This is a genomic window from Mariniphaga sediminis, from assembly GCF_003573545.1.
Classification (GTDB): Bacteria; Bacteroidota; Bacteroidia; order Bacteroidales; family Prolixibacteraceae; genus Mariniphaga; species Mariniphaga sediminis.
Genome location: NZ_QWET01000003.1, coordinates 97,279 through 112,997 on the forward strand (window position 1 = coordinate 97,279; position 15,719 = coordinate 112,997).

General features: G+C 43.5%; 12 protein-coding genes. 4 read left to right on the top strand and 8 right to left on the bottom strand.

Translation table 11 applies throughout. The features are described from left to right. Window positions 1-16 precede the first annotated feature (16 nt). From D1164_RS04735 to ald, 8 genes are all read right to left on the bottom strand, one after another. Complete coding sequence (locus tag D1164_RS04735) at window positions 17-1,075, bottom strand: efflux RND transporter periplasmic adaptor subunit (RefSeq protein WP_119348809.1); 1,059 nt, start codon at window positions 1,073-1,075, stop codon at window positions 17-19. 19 nt (window positions 1,076-1,094) lie between these two features. After that, window positions 1,095-2,597: a TolC family protein gene (locus D1164_RS04740; RefSeq protein ID WP_119348810.1), complete on the bottom strand. Its 1,503-nt coding sequence runs from the start codon at window positions 2,595-2,597 to the stop codon at window positions 1,095-1,097. A gap of 20 nt (window positions 2,598-2,617) precedes the next feature. Continuing rightward, a complete protein-coding gene (locus tag D1164_RS04745) occupies window positions 2,618-5,962 on the bottom strand; it encodes a golvesin C-terminal-like domain-containing protein (protein ID WP_119348811.1) in 3,345 nt (1,114 codons plus the stop codon). Window positions 5,963-5,979: 17 nt separating this feature from the next. Next, window positions 5,980-6,873: an ABC transporter ATP-binding protein gene (locus D1164_RS04750; protein WP_119348812.1), complete on the bottom strand. Its 894-nt coding sequence runs from the start codon at window positions 6,871-6,873 to the stop codon at window positions 5,980-5,982. Between the two features lie 306 nt (window positions 6,874-7,179). Continuing rightward, entirely contained in the window at window positions 7,180-7,548 is a 369-nt protein-coding gene (locus D1164_RS04755) for a hypothetical protein (protein WP_147372030.1), read from the bottom strand. Window positions 7,549-7,652: 104 nt separating this feature from the next. Continuing rightward, complete coding sequence (locus tag D1164_RS04760) at window positions 7,653-8,495, bottom strand: LytR/AlgR family response regulator transcription factor (RefSeq protein WP_119348814.1); 843 nt, start codon at window positions 8,493-8,495, stop codon at window positions 7,653-7,655. A 213-nt stretch (window positions 8,496-8,708) separates the two neighbouring features. Further along, on the bottom strand, window positions 8,709-9,488 hold the full coding sequence (locus tag D1164_RS04765; protein WP_119348815.1) for a radical SAM protein: 780 nt from the start codon (window positions 9,486-9,488) through the stop codon (window positions 8,709-8,711). A 149-nt stretch (window positions 9,489-9,637) separates the two neighbouring features. Beyond that, on the bottom strand, window positions 9,638-10,756 hold the full coding sequence (gene ald, locus D1164_RS04770) for an alanine dehydrogenase (RefSeq protein ID WP_241558255.1): 1,119 nt from the start codon (window positions 10,754-10,756) through the stop codon (window positions 9,638-9,640). A 220-nt stretch (window positions 10,757-10,976) separates the two neighbouring features. Here ald and D1164_RS04775 point away from each other — a divergent pair, with 220 nt between their 5' ends. The 4 genes from D1164_RS04775 (at window position 10,977) to pheS (ending at window position 15,401) form a co-directional block, all read left to right on the top strand. Further along, window positions 10,977-12,209: a pyridoxal phosphate-dependent aminotransferase gene (locus D1164_RS04775; protein ID WP_119348816.1), complete on the top strand. Its 1,233-nt coding sequence runs from the start codon at window positions 10,977-10,979 to the stop codon at window positions 12,207-12,209. A gap of 365 nt (window positions 12,210-12,574) precedes the next feature. Next, window positions 12,575-12,742: a hypothetical protein gene (locus tag D1164_RS23725; protein ID WP_172594338.1), complete on the top strand. Its 168-nt coding sequence runs from the start codon at window positions 12,575-12,577 to the stop codon at window positions 12,740-12,742. Window positions 12,743-12,837: 95 nt separating this feature from the next. Further along, window positions 12,838-14,277, top strand: a complete 1,440-nt coding sequence (locus D1164_RS04780; RefSeq protein ID WP_119348817.1) for a sulfatase family protein — start codon at window positions 12,838-12,840, stop codon at window positions 14,275-14,277. A 104-nt stretch (window positions 14,278-14,381) separates the two neighbouring features. Beyond that, entirely contained in the window at window positions 14,382-15,401 is a 1,020-nt protein-coding gene (gene pheS / locus D1164_RS04785; RefSeq protein WP_119348818.1) for a phenylalanine--tRNA ligase subunit alpha, read from the top strand. Window positions 15,402-15,719: the final 318 nt, after the last annotated feature.

The window sequence follows — 15,719 nt, forward strand, 5'->3', positions numbered from 1 at the left end:
GGTTGTCCGGGAACTCCTACCGGATGATCTTAACTTTTGAATCGTCGCGAAGAGTTTCAAAGCCTTTGATAATGAGCCGGTCATTTGGCTGCAGGCCTTCCACCACTTCCACATAATCCTGGTTTTCAATTCCGGTTGTTATCCAGCGATCGTCCGCCGCACTGTTTCTGCCTACCACAAACACATACTTTCCACGGCCTCCTGTCATAATAATATCTTTTGGGATTACGATGGCGCTGTCTTTCCGGGCAGTAATAATATCGCACTTTACAAACATCCCGGGACGTAATTTTAATTCCGGGTTATTGATTTCAATTTTTCCCGGGAAGGTGCGGGTTTCAGTGCTGATGGCCGGTGAAAGCTCCGTTACTTTCCCTTTCAGCGTATCTTCAGGAAGGGTATAGTTTGTTATAAGTACATCCTGTCCCAGCTTTACTTCCGAAATGTTTTTTTCGGGAAGGTTCATGTTCATGTACATTTGGGTGTAGCTCATGAGGGTAACCATGTGGGAGCCGGATGCCACCCGCGTTTCTTCTGTGTAGTAAGGCAATTCTGTAATGACACCGGAAAAGGGGGCCGTGATATTCATTTTGTCCAGTTGAATCCGGGCATTTTCGAAATTGTAGCGTGCATTGGTTTTCGACACTTCCGAATTTCGTAGTTCGCGCAGGGTAACTCCGCCCTTTTCGTATAATGATTTTTGTTTCTCATATTCCTGTTCTGAGATTTCGAGGTTTAGTTTCACCGCATCCGGGGCCAGGTTGTTCTCATATTCCTCGTTTTCAAAATGGATGATGGTTTGTCCTTTTTGTACCCGGTCGCCCAGCTTAAAAGTCCTGCCGGTTGCCGGATTGGTTTGCAAAAAGTAGTCGCCGGCCATCTCCGAATTCATGACCACTTCTGAGGTGGCATTTACCGTTCCGGTAGTATTTACGAATTGCTGAATATCCTGAAGTTTGATGTCTTCAATGGAAACCGGAACGGCTAATTCGGTACTTTCAGATTGGCTCTGGTTGTTGCAGGCTGCAAGGACTGCCACAAGGATGAGGAGCGGAATGAATCTTATATTTTTCATTTTATACTATTTTGCTGGATTATTGATTGTTTTCGTCTAAGTAAAGTTCGGATGGGAGGATGGATTGATTGGTTTCAAAGTCGTACAAACTTTGAATTTTCAGGTTCAGCAATTCAATTTTATAATTGATAAGCGCCTGTGCATAGGCAATTTTCCTTTCTGAAAGCTGTGTCTGATACAGGTTGAGATCCATTCCGGTGAGGTCGCCGTTTTCGTACCGTTCGAGGTTGATTTCATATGTCAGTTCGGCATTGGTCTGGCTTTGTTCTGCAATTTCAATCTGGCCCAACTGGTTTTGCAGGTTTCTGAAAGCTTGCCTGATTCCTATTATGATTTGATTTTGTTCATCGGAATAATTCAGCTTTTGCGACTCAATGGCAGCCTCCTGTGCGGCAATGCGGGCTTTTTTCTCGCCCCAGTCGAACAGCGGAATGTTGAAACTTACGGCTACCGAAGGGCTGTTGGTTGGAGCGTCAAAAATCTGGTCGAGGTTGGGGTTGTCGCCCGAAATACCGAGGCGGAGGTTTACATCGCCACGGAATTCATTTTGCGATTTGGTCCGAATCAAATCAAACTGCCCGTTTTCAATCTCGATTTCGCGCTGCCTTAATTCCATGCGCGATTCAAGCCCGGTCTCAATGGCTTTTTCCAAATCAACCCGGACCGGGTTCATCGCCACATCGGCCAAAATGGAAAAATCTTCGTACAGGTCCATCCCCAGATACAGTTTTAGCTGGTCTTTGGCGTTCTCAAACGAGACCTCCCGGTTCTGTAAGGTGGATTTGGAAGTAGCCAGGTTGAGCTCGGCCTGGTACAATTCCTCCCTGGCTGCCAACCCGGCCTCCACTTTGTTTTTGATAATTTCGTAACTTTTTTGAGTGTTTGCCAGTTCTTCCTTTGCAATGTTCAGGTTCATCTGAGCCATATACACATTGTAAAAGAACTCGGTAACATTCCGCTCCAGGTTCAGCCGCTGGATGGCGTAACTGATGTTGGCATTTTCAAAACTCAGCTCCAGCTCTTTCAGTTCCAGCTTTTGCCTGTTGTAGGTAAAAATGGGTTGGTTAAAGTTAAGGTACAGGTTGTTGTAAAAAACCTGGCTTTCGGAATCGGTAGCGTCCGAAAAATTGCTTTGCCATCCGAACTCGTTGGTAAGTGAAAGGGTACCGTCGGTTAAAAGTATGGGTTGCTCAACCCTGAAGAGGGCATTGGTTTGAAAATTTTCGTTGGTGTACCACTGCGACACCCGGTTGTCGAAACGGCGGTTACGGCTAAACCCGACGGGTGAAACATCGAGCGAAAAACGCGACTTGAGGGCGGCCCGCTGTGCTTCCAGGTTTTTTTGGAATTGCTCTAAGTTTAGCATCGAGCGTTTCAGGTCGGGGCTTCCGGTTTCGGCCACTGAAATGGCCTTGTTGAGGGTGAGGATTTCCTGGGCATTGATTGCCGGAATAATAAAAAGGAGCAGAGAAACTCCAAAAAATATTTTCAAACGCTGTGTCAATTTCCTGAGTGGATTCATATTTTTGACAATTTATTGTTTTACAATTTTACGAGCCGTACGGCATCGGCAAAAACGATGCGGAGCTCTGACTTATTGGTTAATTCGATGAGTGCTGTGTCGGGCGAAAAGTAATAAGATCCCAGGTGGTTCCAGCCTTCGTCGGCGCTTTGGTAAGATAGTGTTTGCTCTTCCTGCCCATCGTCGCTGTGAATAAAGAACTGGTATTCGCCCTGTTCATCTCCTCCTCTCCGGCCAAACCTTCTTGTTTTATAAATATGGTAATACACATCGTAATATCCGGGTTCGGTTACCGGCACATGCCACTTTGCTTTCATAGAACCGTCGCCCGCTTTGATGTAATAGCCGGAGCGCACATATTCACCGTAAAAATCAGAATTGGTAGTGGCTGTCCAGTTTACAGGAGGCCGCCAGTAATTCATTCCTTCATACTTTCGTGTTCCCTCTTCTTTTTTTATCAGCCATTTTTCCAACAGACTGATTTTTTCGGTTTGGGTAATTTCAAATTCAGGGTCTTCGTTATCTACAATTATTTCGCCTGATAATTCACTCTTAACCGGTATATCCGTTATCACTTCTCCTTCAAACTGTACCGCTCTTGGGTCTTCCTCAATGTCGCGGAACCCTTCTGTAATTACCTGCGGAATATTCTGGGAAGTCATGGTATTCAACATTACCATTCGGGGGTCGGCATCAAGCATAAAACTGATATCCTTGCTTTGTCCCGGGTCGAGGTATACCAGCTTGTTGATCATGTCTTCAGCACTCGGACCGCGGCCAAATCCTCCGCCACGACCTCCTCTGTCCCCAAGCCTGAAAGAAAATTTTACAATCCCTTCGATTTCGGAAAAATTGGTTGCTTTCAAAAATATTTTTGTCCGCATTCGGTTTTGGGTTCTTACCTTTACCGCTTCGATGGGTGAGAAAAGGTAACCGGGTAACTTTTTTTCCTTGAACCAGTTGTCCATCATGGGGATAAGCTCAATGCCAAATTTTTCTTTTATCTTCTGGTCAAACGTTTCAAACGAGATATTTTTGAACCGATACTGTCTTAATAAATCACGTAAAAAATCTTCAAATTCTTCCTGGCCTGCTTTCCACTGTACCATGGAAAACAATACTTCCCCTTTCAGTTTAATCACATTATCAATGATTCTTTTTTGTTCGGGGTCGGCCAGAATTTCTTCAAAGGTGCTGTCTTGCAGGGCGATGTTGGCCAGTTCATCATCACTCATTCCCTGCATGTTACGCATCCATCCCGAGCGTAGGTTGGCTGACTGACTTCTCAGGTAGGCCTCAAAAATGCGGTTTGTGATGGGCCATTCTTCCGATTGAATATTATTTTGAAAGTTGTAAAGCATGGGAAAAACAAAGTAAGGGTTGGCCAATTCCACTACAGAAAATCCACCGCGCCTTCCCCGGAAATCCGTTTTCTGTTCTTCTGTAAATAATCCGAGAAAATCATTTAAAATGCGCATCTCAATGTCTTTCCCGGTCATGTTGTTATTGCCGCGTCGCCCCCAGCGCTCCATTCTTTTTTTTGAGCCTTCCAGGTCGGCTTCCCTGAGCAGGTAGCCTTTTTCGGGAATCAGCACCTGTTCCGGCTGAACAAATTCCTGCCGGGCCGACCATATCCGTTCATACGTTTTAAATTGCACGGGCACTTCCATCAAAAAGAGCCGGTCGAATGCATATTCCAAATTATAGGTGCGTTCAAAATCGCCCATCCGTTCCCCAATAAGTTGTGGAATTGTATCTTTTATTTCGGGAAAAGCACCGGTGAAAAAGTCATGTCCTTTTATATGCCAAATGCCGTATTCCAGGCTGTCGTATTCCATGTTCTTTTTTTCATAGGCACCAATGGCAAGCGAAATCTGGGTAAGGGGAACGTTGTTGGTGAAGGTAAACCGGCCGTCTGAGATTTCAGTAATTTCACCCTGGGAAACAGCCTGAAGTCCAGGTGCTGTTTTTACTTCCAGATTAAAATTAATAAATTCAGGACGGTTCCAGCTTACATCTTCCGTGCTGTAGGTAACGCCCGTTGTTGGATACCAGTTTGCTTCGGAAGTGAGCAGGACGTAATGGGGAGTTAAAAAGGCATATCGTTTATCCACATTCAGCACAAATTTTCCGTATTTTTTTTGCCGTTCTTCTTCCGGAATATCAAGATAGCAAAGGTTTTCGCTGATATTTCCGGCGTAAACGATTTCAGCCTTCGCTTCCTGGCCCGGCTGCAGGAGAACATCCTGAGTTACGAGAATCAGATGACGCTTGCGCAGAAAAGGGATCTCTTTTCCATTCCATTTAAAACTTTTTACTGTCAATCCTTCATTCAGGCTGAAGATGAGTTTTTCAAGTGGTTTTGCATTTTCATTTTTAAGCGTGAGCGTTGAAGTTGCTGCCAATTTTTTCCCCTGGTGTTCCATTGAAATGGAATGAGCAAGGGTAACCGGAAGTTGTTCTTTTACATAGGAGTTATTCAGCTCGATTGCTTCGGTTCGAATGATTTCATTTTTTTTAAACTGATCGATATGACGGTACCCGAGATATCCTCCGGTTCCCAGAAAAGCAATGGCAAAAACGAGGGAGAAGTATGTCATGGATTCCGATTGCGGAAGCCTTTTCAACAGGAAGATAGTGAGAAAAATGAAACTGGCGCCAAGTGAGAAGTAAATGCCGCGGTGTATGAGTACCTTTTCGAGGTTCCCCATGCCGGTAATGTCGGAAATAAGCATGGGAATGTTGAAAGCCATGTAGTCGAAAATGTAGTAGAATTTGGCCTGAAGCAAAAAAAGTGTAATGCCAATGTAGCCCAGGATGATAACAAATGTTATCGCCTGGTTGCGGATAACGCTCATTAGCAGGAACGAAAGCCCCATAATAAAAACCAGCGTGGGCACACTAATGAGTAAGAGGTAAACCCCGTACGATTCCCAGTTGACAGATGTTCCCTGCGACAGCATGTTAAAAATGAAGGCCATGAGAATGACGGCAATGTTTAGCACCAGAAATACCTGGAGGTTTCCCCATGTTTTGCCAATAACGTACTCGCCGTTGGTCATGGAACGCATGTAGATAACTTCTGTGGTGTCGAGTTTTTTATCGCGTTTCAGAAAATCAGATGCCAGGAAAACAGCGATAATCGCCTGTGCTACATTTAAAATCAGCAAGTTGAAATAGGGAATTGCTGCCGGAATACTCCGGATAGCCCAACCATCCGGGCCGCCGCCTTCGATAATAAATCCGAAGTTCAGTCCAAACAACACGAGTAACGAAAGGACACTGAAAATGCGAAAAAACCAGCTTCGGAGCAGCGTTTTTCGTTCGTATTTGGCAATGGACAATATGTTGTGCAATGAAATCATTCTGCGCTGTTTTTATTTTATGAATTGGACCATTGGTTCAGTTTGTTTTCCATAAAATGTACGTAAGCATGTTCCAGGTTGGGTTCTATCTGTTTTCCGTAGTAACCGTTTATTTCGGGCGCAACTACCTGCACCTCCCAACCTCCTTCGGTAGGAATAGTGGAAATCACCGGGTATTTTTCGTTAATTTCCATGTATTCGGTTTCGGTGGCGCTAATCAGCCAGACATTTCCTTTGGCTTCTTTAATCAATTGTTCGGGCGACCCGGTAAATGCCAGTTCTCCCTTATTTAAGAGGGCCATGTTGTTGCAGGTGCTGGAAATGTCACCCACGATGTGAGTAGATAAAATGATGATTACGTCGCGGGTGCTGATATTGGAAAGCAGGTTGCGGAAGCGGATACGTTCCTCCGGGTCCAGGCCGGTGGTAGGTTCGTCCACAATAATAATTTTTGGGTTGTTGATGAGCGCCTGTGCAATACCAAGCCGGCGTTTCATCCCGCCCGATAGTTTGTTGGCATTGCGGTCGCGGGCTTCAAACAAGCCCACTTCCTCCAGCATCTGATCGACAGCGGTTTTGCGGGAAGCACCATTTTTCATGCCGGCAAGGCGTGCCGTGTAATCTAAAAATTCATACGTTTTCAGTTTCGAAAAAAAGCTGAAATCCTGCGGCAGATAACCCAGCATCGCCCTGATTTCGCGGCGGTTTTTTGCCAGATCCAAATCATTTACCAAAACCTTGCCTCCCGAAGGCTTCATTAAAGTTACCAAAATCCGCATCAGGGTCGATTTTCCTGCACCGTTCGGCCCCAGTAATCCAAACATACCATTGGGAATTTCGAGGTTCAGGTTTTTGATGGCATAATTCCCGTTACGGTAAACTTTATTCAGGTTTTCAATTTTTATCTGCACGGTTTTTTATCTCTAACTTGGTTGAACTCTGATTTGGACTTGACCTACACCAAATAGTTTAACCCTGCCTGAAATTATTTCTGTGGTTCGAAGCAGGATAAAACACAAACAATATGTGTGACAAAAGGGGAAAATATTACGTCGTAAGAAAATGATGACCATAAAAATATATTTCCCCGGGCGAATAGTGTCATATTTCATGGGAATCCTTCCGCCAGAGTTAAAGGGATTATTCGTGGAAATATGCAATGAAAAATGCAAAAAAGTGGGATCAGACGAATGTAGATCCCACTTTGCAATTGGCATTTAGCGGGTTTTTTCTGCAGTTAATTCCATTTTTCCTCCTGAGGAACCAACCGTTCCTTTCATTTTTTTCCCTTCTATTTTTGTTTTTACGGTAATGAGTTCGTAGTCAACGTATAAACTAAATGTCAACTCTCCTTCTTTATACAACACGTCCTTTAATTTAATTTTGTACCCATCGGCAAATTTTACTTCACCGGACAGTTGCTTTTCATTTTCAGAAAAAGTTAATGTTCCTTTTTCGTAGCCATAAGGAGCAGATTTTACATCATATTTCCATTCTCCTACCACATCATTGTTGTTCTGAACCATTGCAGCGTTTACTGTCATTGTAAATGCGGCAAAAAATACAAGTACTAAAAAGCTTTTCATTTTTGAATTATTTAAAAGTTTAACGGGAACAAATTTTACACGGATTGATAAGATTTCCAAATGTTTGGGGTGAATGAACCTATGAGGGGGTAAATAATCCGGCTTTAAGAAATGTAAGCGAGAAACAGGGGGAAATATTTTGAAGAAACAGGAATGGAGCTATCGGTTTGTTTTAGTTTGAGGAAAAGTCTTTTTCCTTTTTTGTACGCCATTTCTACATTTTGGGTATTCACAATGAATGATCGGTGGCAGCGTAATATGTTTCGGGCCTTTAAAGCTTCTTCCAGGTTTTTTAACGTATTCCGTAAAATTCTGCGGTTCTTTTTTCCGTCAGCCAAATAGTAAACATAAACATAGTTGTCGGCTGATTCCAGAAATAATAAATCTTCCGTCAGTATGGAGAAATGGATTTTACCCTTTTCGTCTTTAAAACCGATGAGTTTGCCGGGTGCCGGCCTGGCAGCCTGTTGTTTCAACGTTTTTATTTCTGAGTACTGGTTTTTATAATAGATAAGAAGCAATGCAAAAGAATAAGGAAGACAAACACCGGGGAGGGTATATTTTATGGAGAAACCCATATCGTTCATAAAATTACCTAGCGGATTTCCGTAGGAGAAAATGTAAGTGAGATTTATAAGTGCGGCCTCAATTGACAGCCAAAGCAGGTAGGTTTTTACTTTGAAATGGGTTATTTTAAAGATTTTCCGTAGGGGAAACTGGGTGAAAAGGAAAACTATGGCAATAATTACTCCGTAGCTTGAAAGTCGCAGAAACTGAATGAAGCCCGAATCAGAATACCACCTGTTAATATTAAACGGGACAAAAACATTTACAAAAACGACACTGAAAATAAGGCAGATAAGGATAAGCAGATAACGATCCTGCTTTTTGTCAAGAAGAGTAAATTCAGCATTAAAAAAGCGGTGTATCCCGGACCGGTTCTTCATTTTTGTTTTAATCGGTATTTGTTTGCTTGTGTAATTATTTTATGTCGCAATTTAATTATTCCAATTGAATTGTAGGTGGTTGATGTTCAATTAACCTGCAAAACGATTGCCGTAATGTTGTATTTCCATTATTTTTTAGGACGACTGCAAGGGGAGTTCTTTGCAAAGTATTTTCGCGGGCGCTGAAGGTTTCTCCGGGAATATTTTAAACATTCAGGACGAAACCTGCACGCTGAATCCTTCTTTTTTCACCCGTTCTGCAATGGCATTCAGTTTTTCAAGCGAAACCTTTTCGAGTGTGTCCAAAGGCGTGTCGCGGGCAATCGTGTAAATCATCACTTCTCCGGGACGAATTTCTTTGAGCAGTTCCAGCCAGGCTGCAATCTCCTTTTCGGAGGTGTTGTTAACCGGACGGTTTTTAAAATGCCCTTTGATAAAAAGGGTCTGGATAGTTACTTTTCCGTCGAAACGTTGCAATTGACCAACTACTTTTTGCAGATCGAAATTGCCCCGGGGGCAGTCAAGTAGTTCTACTGTTTCTTCGAAAGCCGAATCAAGTTTTTGAATGTTGTCCTCTATTTTAAGAAGCGCGTTAAAAACGTCGGTTTTGTGCAGCATGGTGGCGTTCGACAAAACTGCTATCCGGGCTTTTGGGGCCAGTTTGTCGCGCAGCTTAATGGTATCGTCAATAATTCCTGCAAACTCCGGATGGAGCGTGGGTTCTCCGTTTCCGGCAAAGGTAATTACATCGGGGAGCAGGTTGTTGCCGGTCATTTCCTGCAGTTTTTCCTCCATTTTCTGCTTTACTTCCTTCCTGGTTGGAAGGATTACTTTTTCCTTGTATTTTTTTGGGGTGAATCCGCATTCGCAGTAGATACAATCAAACGAACACACTTTTACATTTACAGGAAGCAGGTTCACTCCCAGTGAAACACCCAGCCGGCGGCTCTGCACCGGCCCGAAAATAATCTTGTCAAAAAGAAAAGTGGCCATGGTTTTTTAATATTTGGCAAAGATAACCCGAAGAGTGGGGAATAGTGAACAATGGAAGGTAAAATTTAAACTAAAGATTATGGGTTTGGGAAATAAAAAAGCCCCGTCAAATTGACAAGGGCTCTGGTTTCTATCTGTTTTTTCAGCTTTTATAATACACTTTCCACATTTTCGTGAGACAGGTTAAATGCTTCGGCAACACCTTTGTACACTACTTTTCCATCTACAACGTTCAGTCCTTTGCGTAAAGAGAGGTTGTCGGAACAGGCTTGCTTCCAGCCTTTGTCTGCAATTTGCAGGGCGTAAGGCAGGGTAGCGTTAGTGAGTGCTATGGTGGAGGTACGCGGGACAGCACCCGGCATATTGGCCACACAGTAATGAATGACATCATCGATTGTAAATGTGGGATCGGCGTGAGTCGTTGCCACGGTGGTTTCAAAACATCCTCCCTGGTCAACCGACACATCCACCAGCACAGTCCCGGGGCGCATGATTTTCAGCATGTCGCGGGGTACGATGTGGGGAGCCTTGGCGCCGGGGATAAGCACTGCACCAATAATTAAATCGTGCGTTTGAACCATGTCACGAATATTGTATTCGTTGCTCATCATGGTTTTTACATTGGCCGGCATAATATCGTCGAGATAGCGCATTCTTCGCAGGTTAATGTCCATTATGGTTACGTCGGCGCCCAGGCCGGCTGCCATTTTTGCCGCTTCGGTGCCTGCAATACCACCGCCCAGAATCAGTACTTTTGCCGGCGGTACACCAGGAACCCCGCCCAGCAGTACACCGTAACCCCCGAACGTTTTTTCCAGGTACTTGGCGCCTTCCTGCACCGACATACGGCCTGCAACTTCACTCATAGGAACAAGAAGTGGTAATGACCCATCGGGGAGTTCCACCGTTTCGTAAGCCAGGCAAACCGACCCGTTTTCAATCATCGCTTTGGTAAGCCTTTCGGAAGATGCAAAATGGAAGTAGGTGTAGAGAATCTGTCCTTTTTTAATCAATTTGTATTCCGGTTCGATGGGCTCTTTTACCTTCATAATCATTTCAGCGGTTTCGTAAACCTTTTCAATGGTAGGAAGCATTTTTACACCTGCGTGGAGGTAATCTTCATCTGTAAATCCACTGCCATTGCCTCCTCCGGCCTGTACATAAACTTCGTGTCCCCGCTTAACCAGCTCGGCTGCACCGGCAGGAGTCAGCGCTATCCGGTTCTCGTTGTTTTTTATTTCTTTCGGTACTCCAATTATCATTTTCATAAAGTTTAATATTCAGGCCAAAAATAGAATCCTTAACGGTATTAAAATATGATAAAACTTCATAAATATAATTTATTGTAAAAAGTGGGTTTGCTGGGATTAGCTTACTGATAATTTGAAAGTTAATTTTTTAATAAAACTCAAAATTGAAAATTTTCAATAATTATTGTTTTAAGATTGTTACTCGTATATTTGTTCCCTTTATATAATATTTTACAATATGCCAGAAGTTTCAGATAGAGGAAAGGCCATGCCCGATTCACCCATACGGAAGTTGGCTCCGCTGGCCGAGAAAGCCAAAGAGCGGGGAGTGAAGGTTTATCATTTAAATATCGGTCAGCCCGATTTGCCCACCCCGCCCGAAGCATTGGCAGCGATAAAAAATATTGACAGGAAAATCCTTGAATATACACCCAGTGAGGGCATTCGCTCTTTACGCCAAAAGCTGGCGAAGTATTACCACAAATTCAATATTGATGTGGAGGCGGATGATATCATTGTTACAACAGGCGGCAGTGAAGCGGTAACATTTGCATTTATGAGTACACTGGACCCGGGGGATGAAATCATTGTGCCTGAACCAGCTTACGCTAATTATGAGGCATTTGCCATTGTGGCGGGAGCAGTAATTAAATCAATTGCAGCCACTATTGATGATGGGTTTGCCCTGCCTCCGGTAGAAGAGTTCGAAAAACTCATTACCCCCAAAACAAAGGGGATTATGATTTGCAACCCGAACAATCCAACCGGATACCTTTACACACGTGAAGAGATGAACAAAATACGCGATCTGGTAAAAAAATATGACTTGTATCTTTTTTCAGACGAGGTGTACCGTGAATTTTGTTACACCGGGTCGCCCTATATTTCTGCTTTTCATCTGGAGGGGATCGAGCAGAATGTGGTGCTGATCGATTCGGTTTCAAAACGTTACAGCGAATGCGGGCTGCGAATCGGGGCGCTCATCTCCAAAAACAAAGAGGTGCGTCGGAATGTACTGAAGTTTTGCCAGGCCCGGCTGAGCCCGCCTCTGATTGGGCAAATTGCTGCAGAGGCTTCACTTGATGCCGATCCGGAGTACATGTTAAACAACTACAATGAATACGTGAACCGGCGGAAGTTTTTAATAGACGGACTGAACCGGATTGAAGGGGTCTATTCTCCCATTCCAATGGGGGCCTTTTATACTGTAGCCCGACTGCCGGTTGACAATGCCGACAATTTCTGCTCCTGGTTGCTTTCCGATTTTGAATATGAAAAACAGACTGTTTTCCTCGCTCCGGCTTCGGGCTTTTATACTGCTTCCGATAAAGGAATGGATGAAGTGCGTATTGCGTACGTTTTGAAAAAGGGAGATTTGGCCGTTTGTCTGAAAATATTGGAAGAAGCGCTGAAAGTTTATCCGGGAAGTAAGGTGCGAAAAAGCGCGCCAATAAAGGAGTCTGTAGAATAATTCAAAAAAAATTATTTTTTTTTAAACCTTTTCTAACCTGGTGTGTTTTGATTGTACACTTAGCTCACTACACACAATGGTTTGGTTTTTGGTTTAGTTTAGGTTTAGGTTGATAGAGAAAAGGCTGGTTGTTGAACTGGCCTTTTTGTTTTTATATCATCTCTGTTGTCAAAAAATATTTTACCTGCAACGTTTTCAAACATACATTTTCGTACAAAAAATTCGTTTATAGATAGTGAAAACTAAATAAATGAAAATCAATAAGAAAGTTAATCAAATGTTAAACTTTATGCTAAAAAACATATTTAAATAATTATTTATACATTTGAAAGGGACATTAATGTCTTTTTTTGCAACAAAAAGTTATGGAAACAAAAACAAATCACAATCAGATTGTCATTACGACAGGTTCTGAGGACAGGAAACAGAAGCTGCCTGTAAACTTGCTGATTACATTGGTAGCAGGTGCTATAACAGGCATGGCAATTATTTTCGGCCTTTTTTGGGGGGCAGAAATGCTTTTCAGTCTTTAATTTTTGATCCCTGAACCTGCAATCAAAAGCGGAATTCTTTATCTTTCGACAAAATTCAATTACAGAATAAGTTTTTTGCCGAAAATTAAAGTCCAATGAAGCACTTTCAAAATTTTTTGCTGGCGGTAATATTGATTGCCATATCCCTGAACAGTTGTAATACAAAAGAAACAGTAACTGAAACACGTCCTAACATTATTTTGGTAATGGCTGACGATCAGGGGTGGGGTGACATGGCCTACAACGGACATCCGGTGCTGCAAACCCCAAATTTTGATAACCTGTCAGCTTCCGGATTACGTTTCGACCATTTTTATGCCGCTGCGCCAGTGTGTTCCCCTACTCGCGGGAGCGTAATGACCGGCAGGCATCCTAATCGCTTTGGCTGTTTTAGCTGGGGACACACATTGCGGCCACAGGAAATAACCATTGCCGAGGCGCTGCAATCAGCAGGCTACGTTACCGGCCATTTTGGAAAATGGCATTTGGGTTCGGTGGAAAATGGCAGTCCGGTAAGTCCGGGTGCCAGTGGTTTTGATGAGTGGATTTCATCCCCCAACTTTTTTGATAATAATCCGATTCTTAGTCGCGAAGGTACTGCTGTTCAAATGCACGGCGAAAGTTCAATGGTAACTACAGAAATTGCATTGGAGTTTATACGTAAATATGCAGATTCAGAACAACCTTTTTTTGCCGTTGTTTGGTTTGGTTCCCCGCATGTTCCGCACATAGCTGCTAAAGAGGACAGCGCTTTGTATCCGGGGTTTGAGTCACATCTTCAGCATTTTTACGGAGAAATTTCCGGAATGGATCACGCCATGGGAAAGCTCAGGCAGGAGTTAAAAGATTTGGGGATCAGGAACAACACCTTACTTTGGTATTGCAGCGATAACGGTGGCCTTCCAAAAGTTGGAGCTACGGGCGGACGCGGGCATAAGTCAGACATTTATGAAGGTGGCCTCCGCGTTCCTGCCATCATTGAGTGGCCGGCAAAAATACCACAACCCGGAGTGGCTGGAATCCCGGCCAATACGTACGATATTTATCCCACCCTGCTCGAAGTTGCCGGAATTCAACCGGCAAACCAGCCCGTTCTCGACGGGATTAGTTTGTTGCCTGCGATGGAGCAAAAGGAGCATCAGCGCTCCAGGCCAATGGGGTTTTGGCAATATCCGGTTCGCGGAAAAATAACACCGGCCCATAAATGGATGTCCGATTTACTGGAAGCACAAAAGCAGGGAAAAGCTGTTTCAGACTCGGCCAGACTGGTTTTGGATGCCGGAGATATTTCTGTCCAGTATCCGACAGATTCCCTTCCCGGTCATTCCGCCTGGATCGACTGGCCGTGGAAATTGCATCGCATTCAGGATGAATCAGGCGAAATAACGATGGAACTCTACCATCTGGAGCAAGACAGTATGGAACAAAACAACCTGGCAGATTTGGAAGCTGAAAAAGTACAGTCGATGCTTCCCGAACTGGAAAAATGGCAGGAGTCTGTTGTACAAAGTTTGAACGGCAGAGATTACCGCTAAACGTTGAGCCGTAAAAAGTCAGCTACCATTTATTCTTTTGGGTTAAACTTCTGCATTTTTGACTGAATGATTATCTTTGTCCTTTCATTTTAAAATTGGTCAGAATGTTGGACAAAATCAAAGCTTTGCAGCAGGAACTTGAAAATGCAACGGCTTCGTCTCAGGACGATGTGGAACTATTGCGCATTAAATATATAAGTAAAAAAGGTAGTATCAACCAACTTTTTTCCGATTTTAAAAATGTTCCCGGCGACCAGAAAAAAGAGGTGGGCAAGGCTATCAATGATTTGAAAAATTTTGCCCTTGAAAAAATTAACAGTCTGCGCGATTCCTTCGAGTCGAAAACGGCTGAAACCTCTGGTGCTGATCTGACCAGGCCAGGAGAACCACTAAGGTTGGGCACACGTCATCCGCTCTCACTGGTTAAGAACAAAATTATCCGCATTTTTGGAAGACTTGGTTTTACGGTAGCGGAAGGCCCTGAAATTGAGGACGACTGGCATGTTTTTTCGGCGCTGAACTTTCCACCCGAACATCCGGCCCGCGATATGCAGGATACCTTTTTTATCGAAAAAGATCCGGATATATTGTTGCGCACCCACACTTCCAGTGTTCAAATACGGGTGATGGAAAACCAACAACCGCCCATCCGTGCCATCTTCCCCGGAAGGGTTTTCCGGAATGAAGCTATTTCGGCCCGTTCACATTGTATTTTTCACCAGGTTGAAGGTTTATACGTGGATGAGAATGTGTCGTTTGCCGATCTGAAACAGACCCTGCTTTACTTTGCAAAAGAGCTGTTTGGCGAAGATACCCAAATCAGGTTACGCCCGTCTTATTTCCCGTTTACCGAACCCAGCGCCGAAATGGATGTGAGCTGTTCGATTTGTGGAGGAGAAGGATGTAATGTGTGCAAGTACACCGGCTGGCTCGAAATCCTGGGATGTGGAATGGTAGATCCCAACGTGCTGGAATCCTGCCGTATCGACAGCCAAAAATATAGCGGCTTTGCTTTTGGTATGGGAATCGAGCGGATTACCATGCTTCTTTACGGGATAAAAGATATTCGTCATTTTTTCGAGAATGATGTTCATTTTTTAAAACAATTTGGGCCTGCTGTCTGATAGAGAATAAATTGCACCCCGAAAAATTCTGCAAGCACCGGTAGTTTTTATTATGTGGTAAACACATTCTTCAAAAATAAGATAAAAATATATTTTTCTATTAATTAGGAATTCTGTAACTTGTTCATGATTTTTTACAAACTCGATACAGAAGATGACCGGACGAATTGATTCCACTTCAAGTGAAAATTGAGGGGATTCTTTATTGAAAGCTAAAGTTTACAAATGAAGAATTCTCTTATGTTGAATAAATTCCTCAAATCAGGGTTCCTGGCTCCAGCCAGGTTAATGATACTGTTGTACAAACCCTCTAAATTT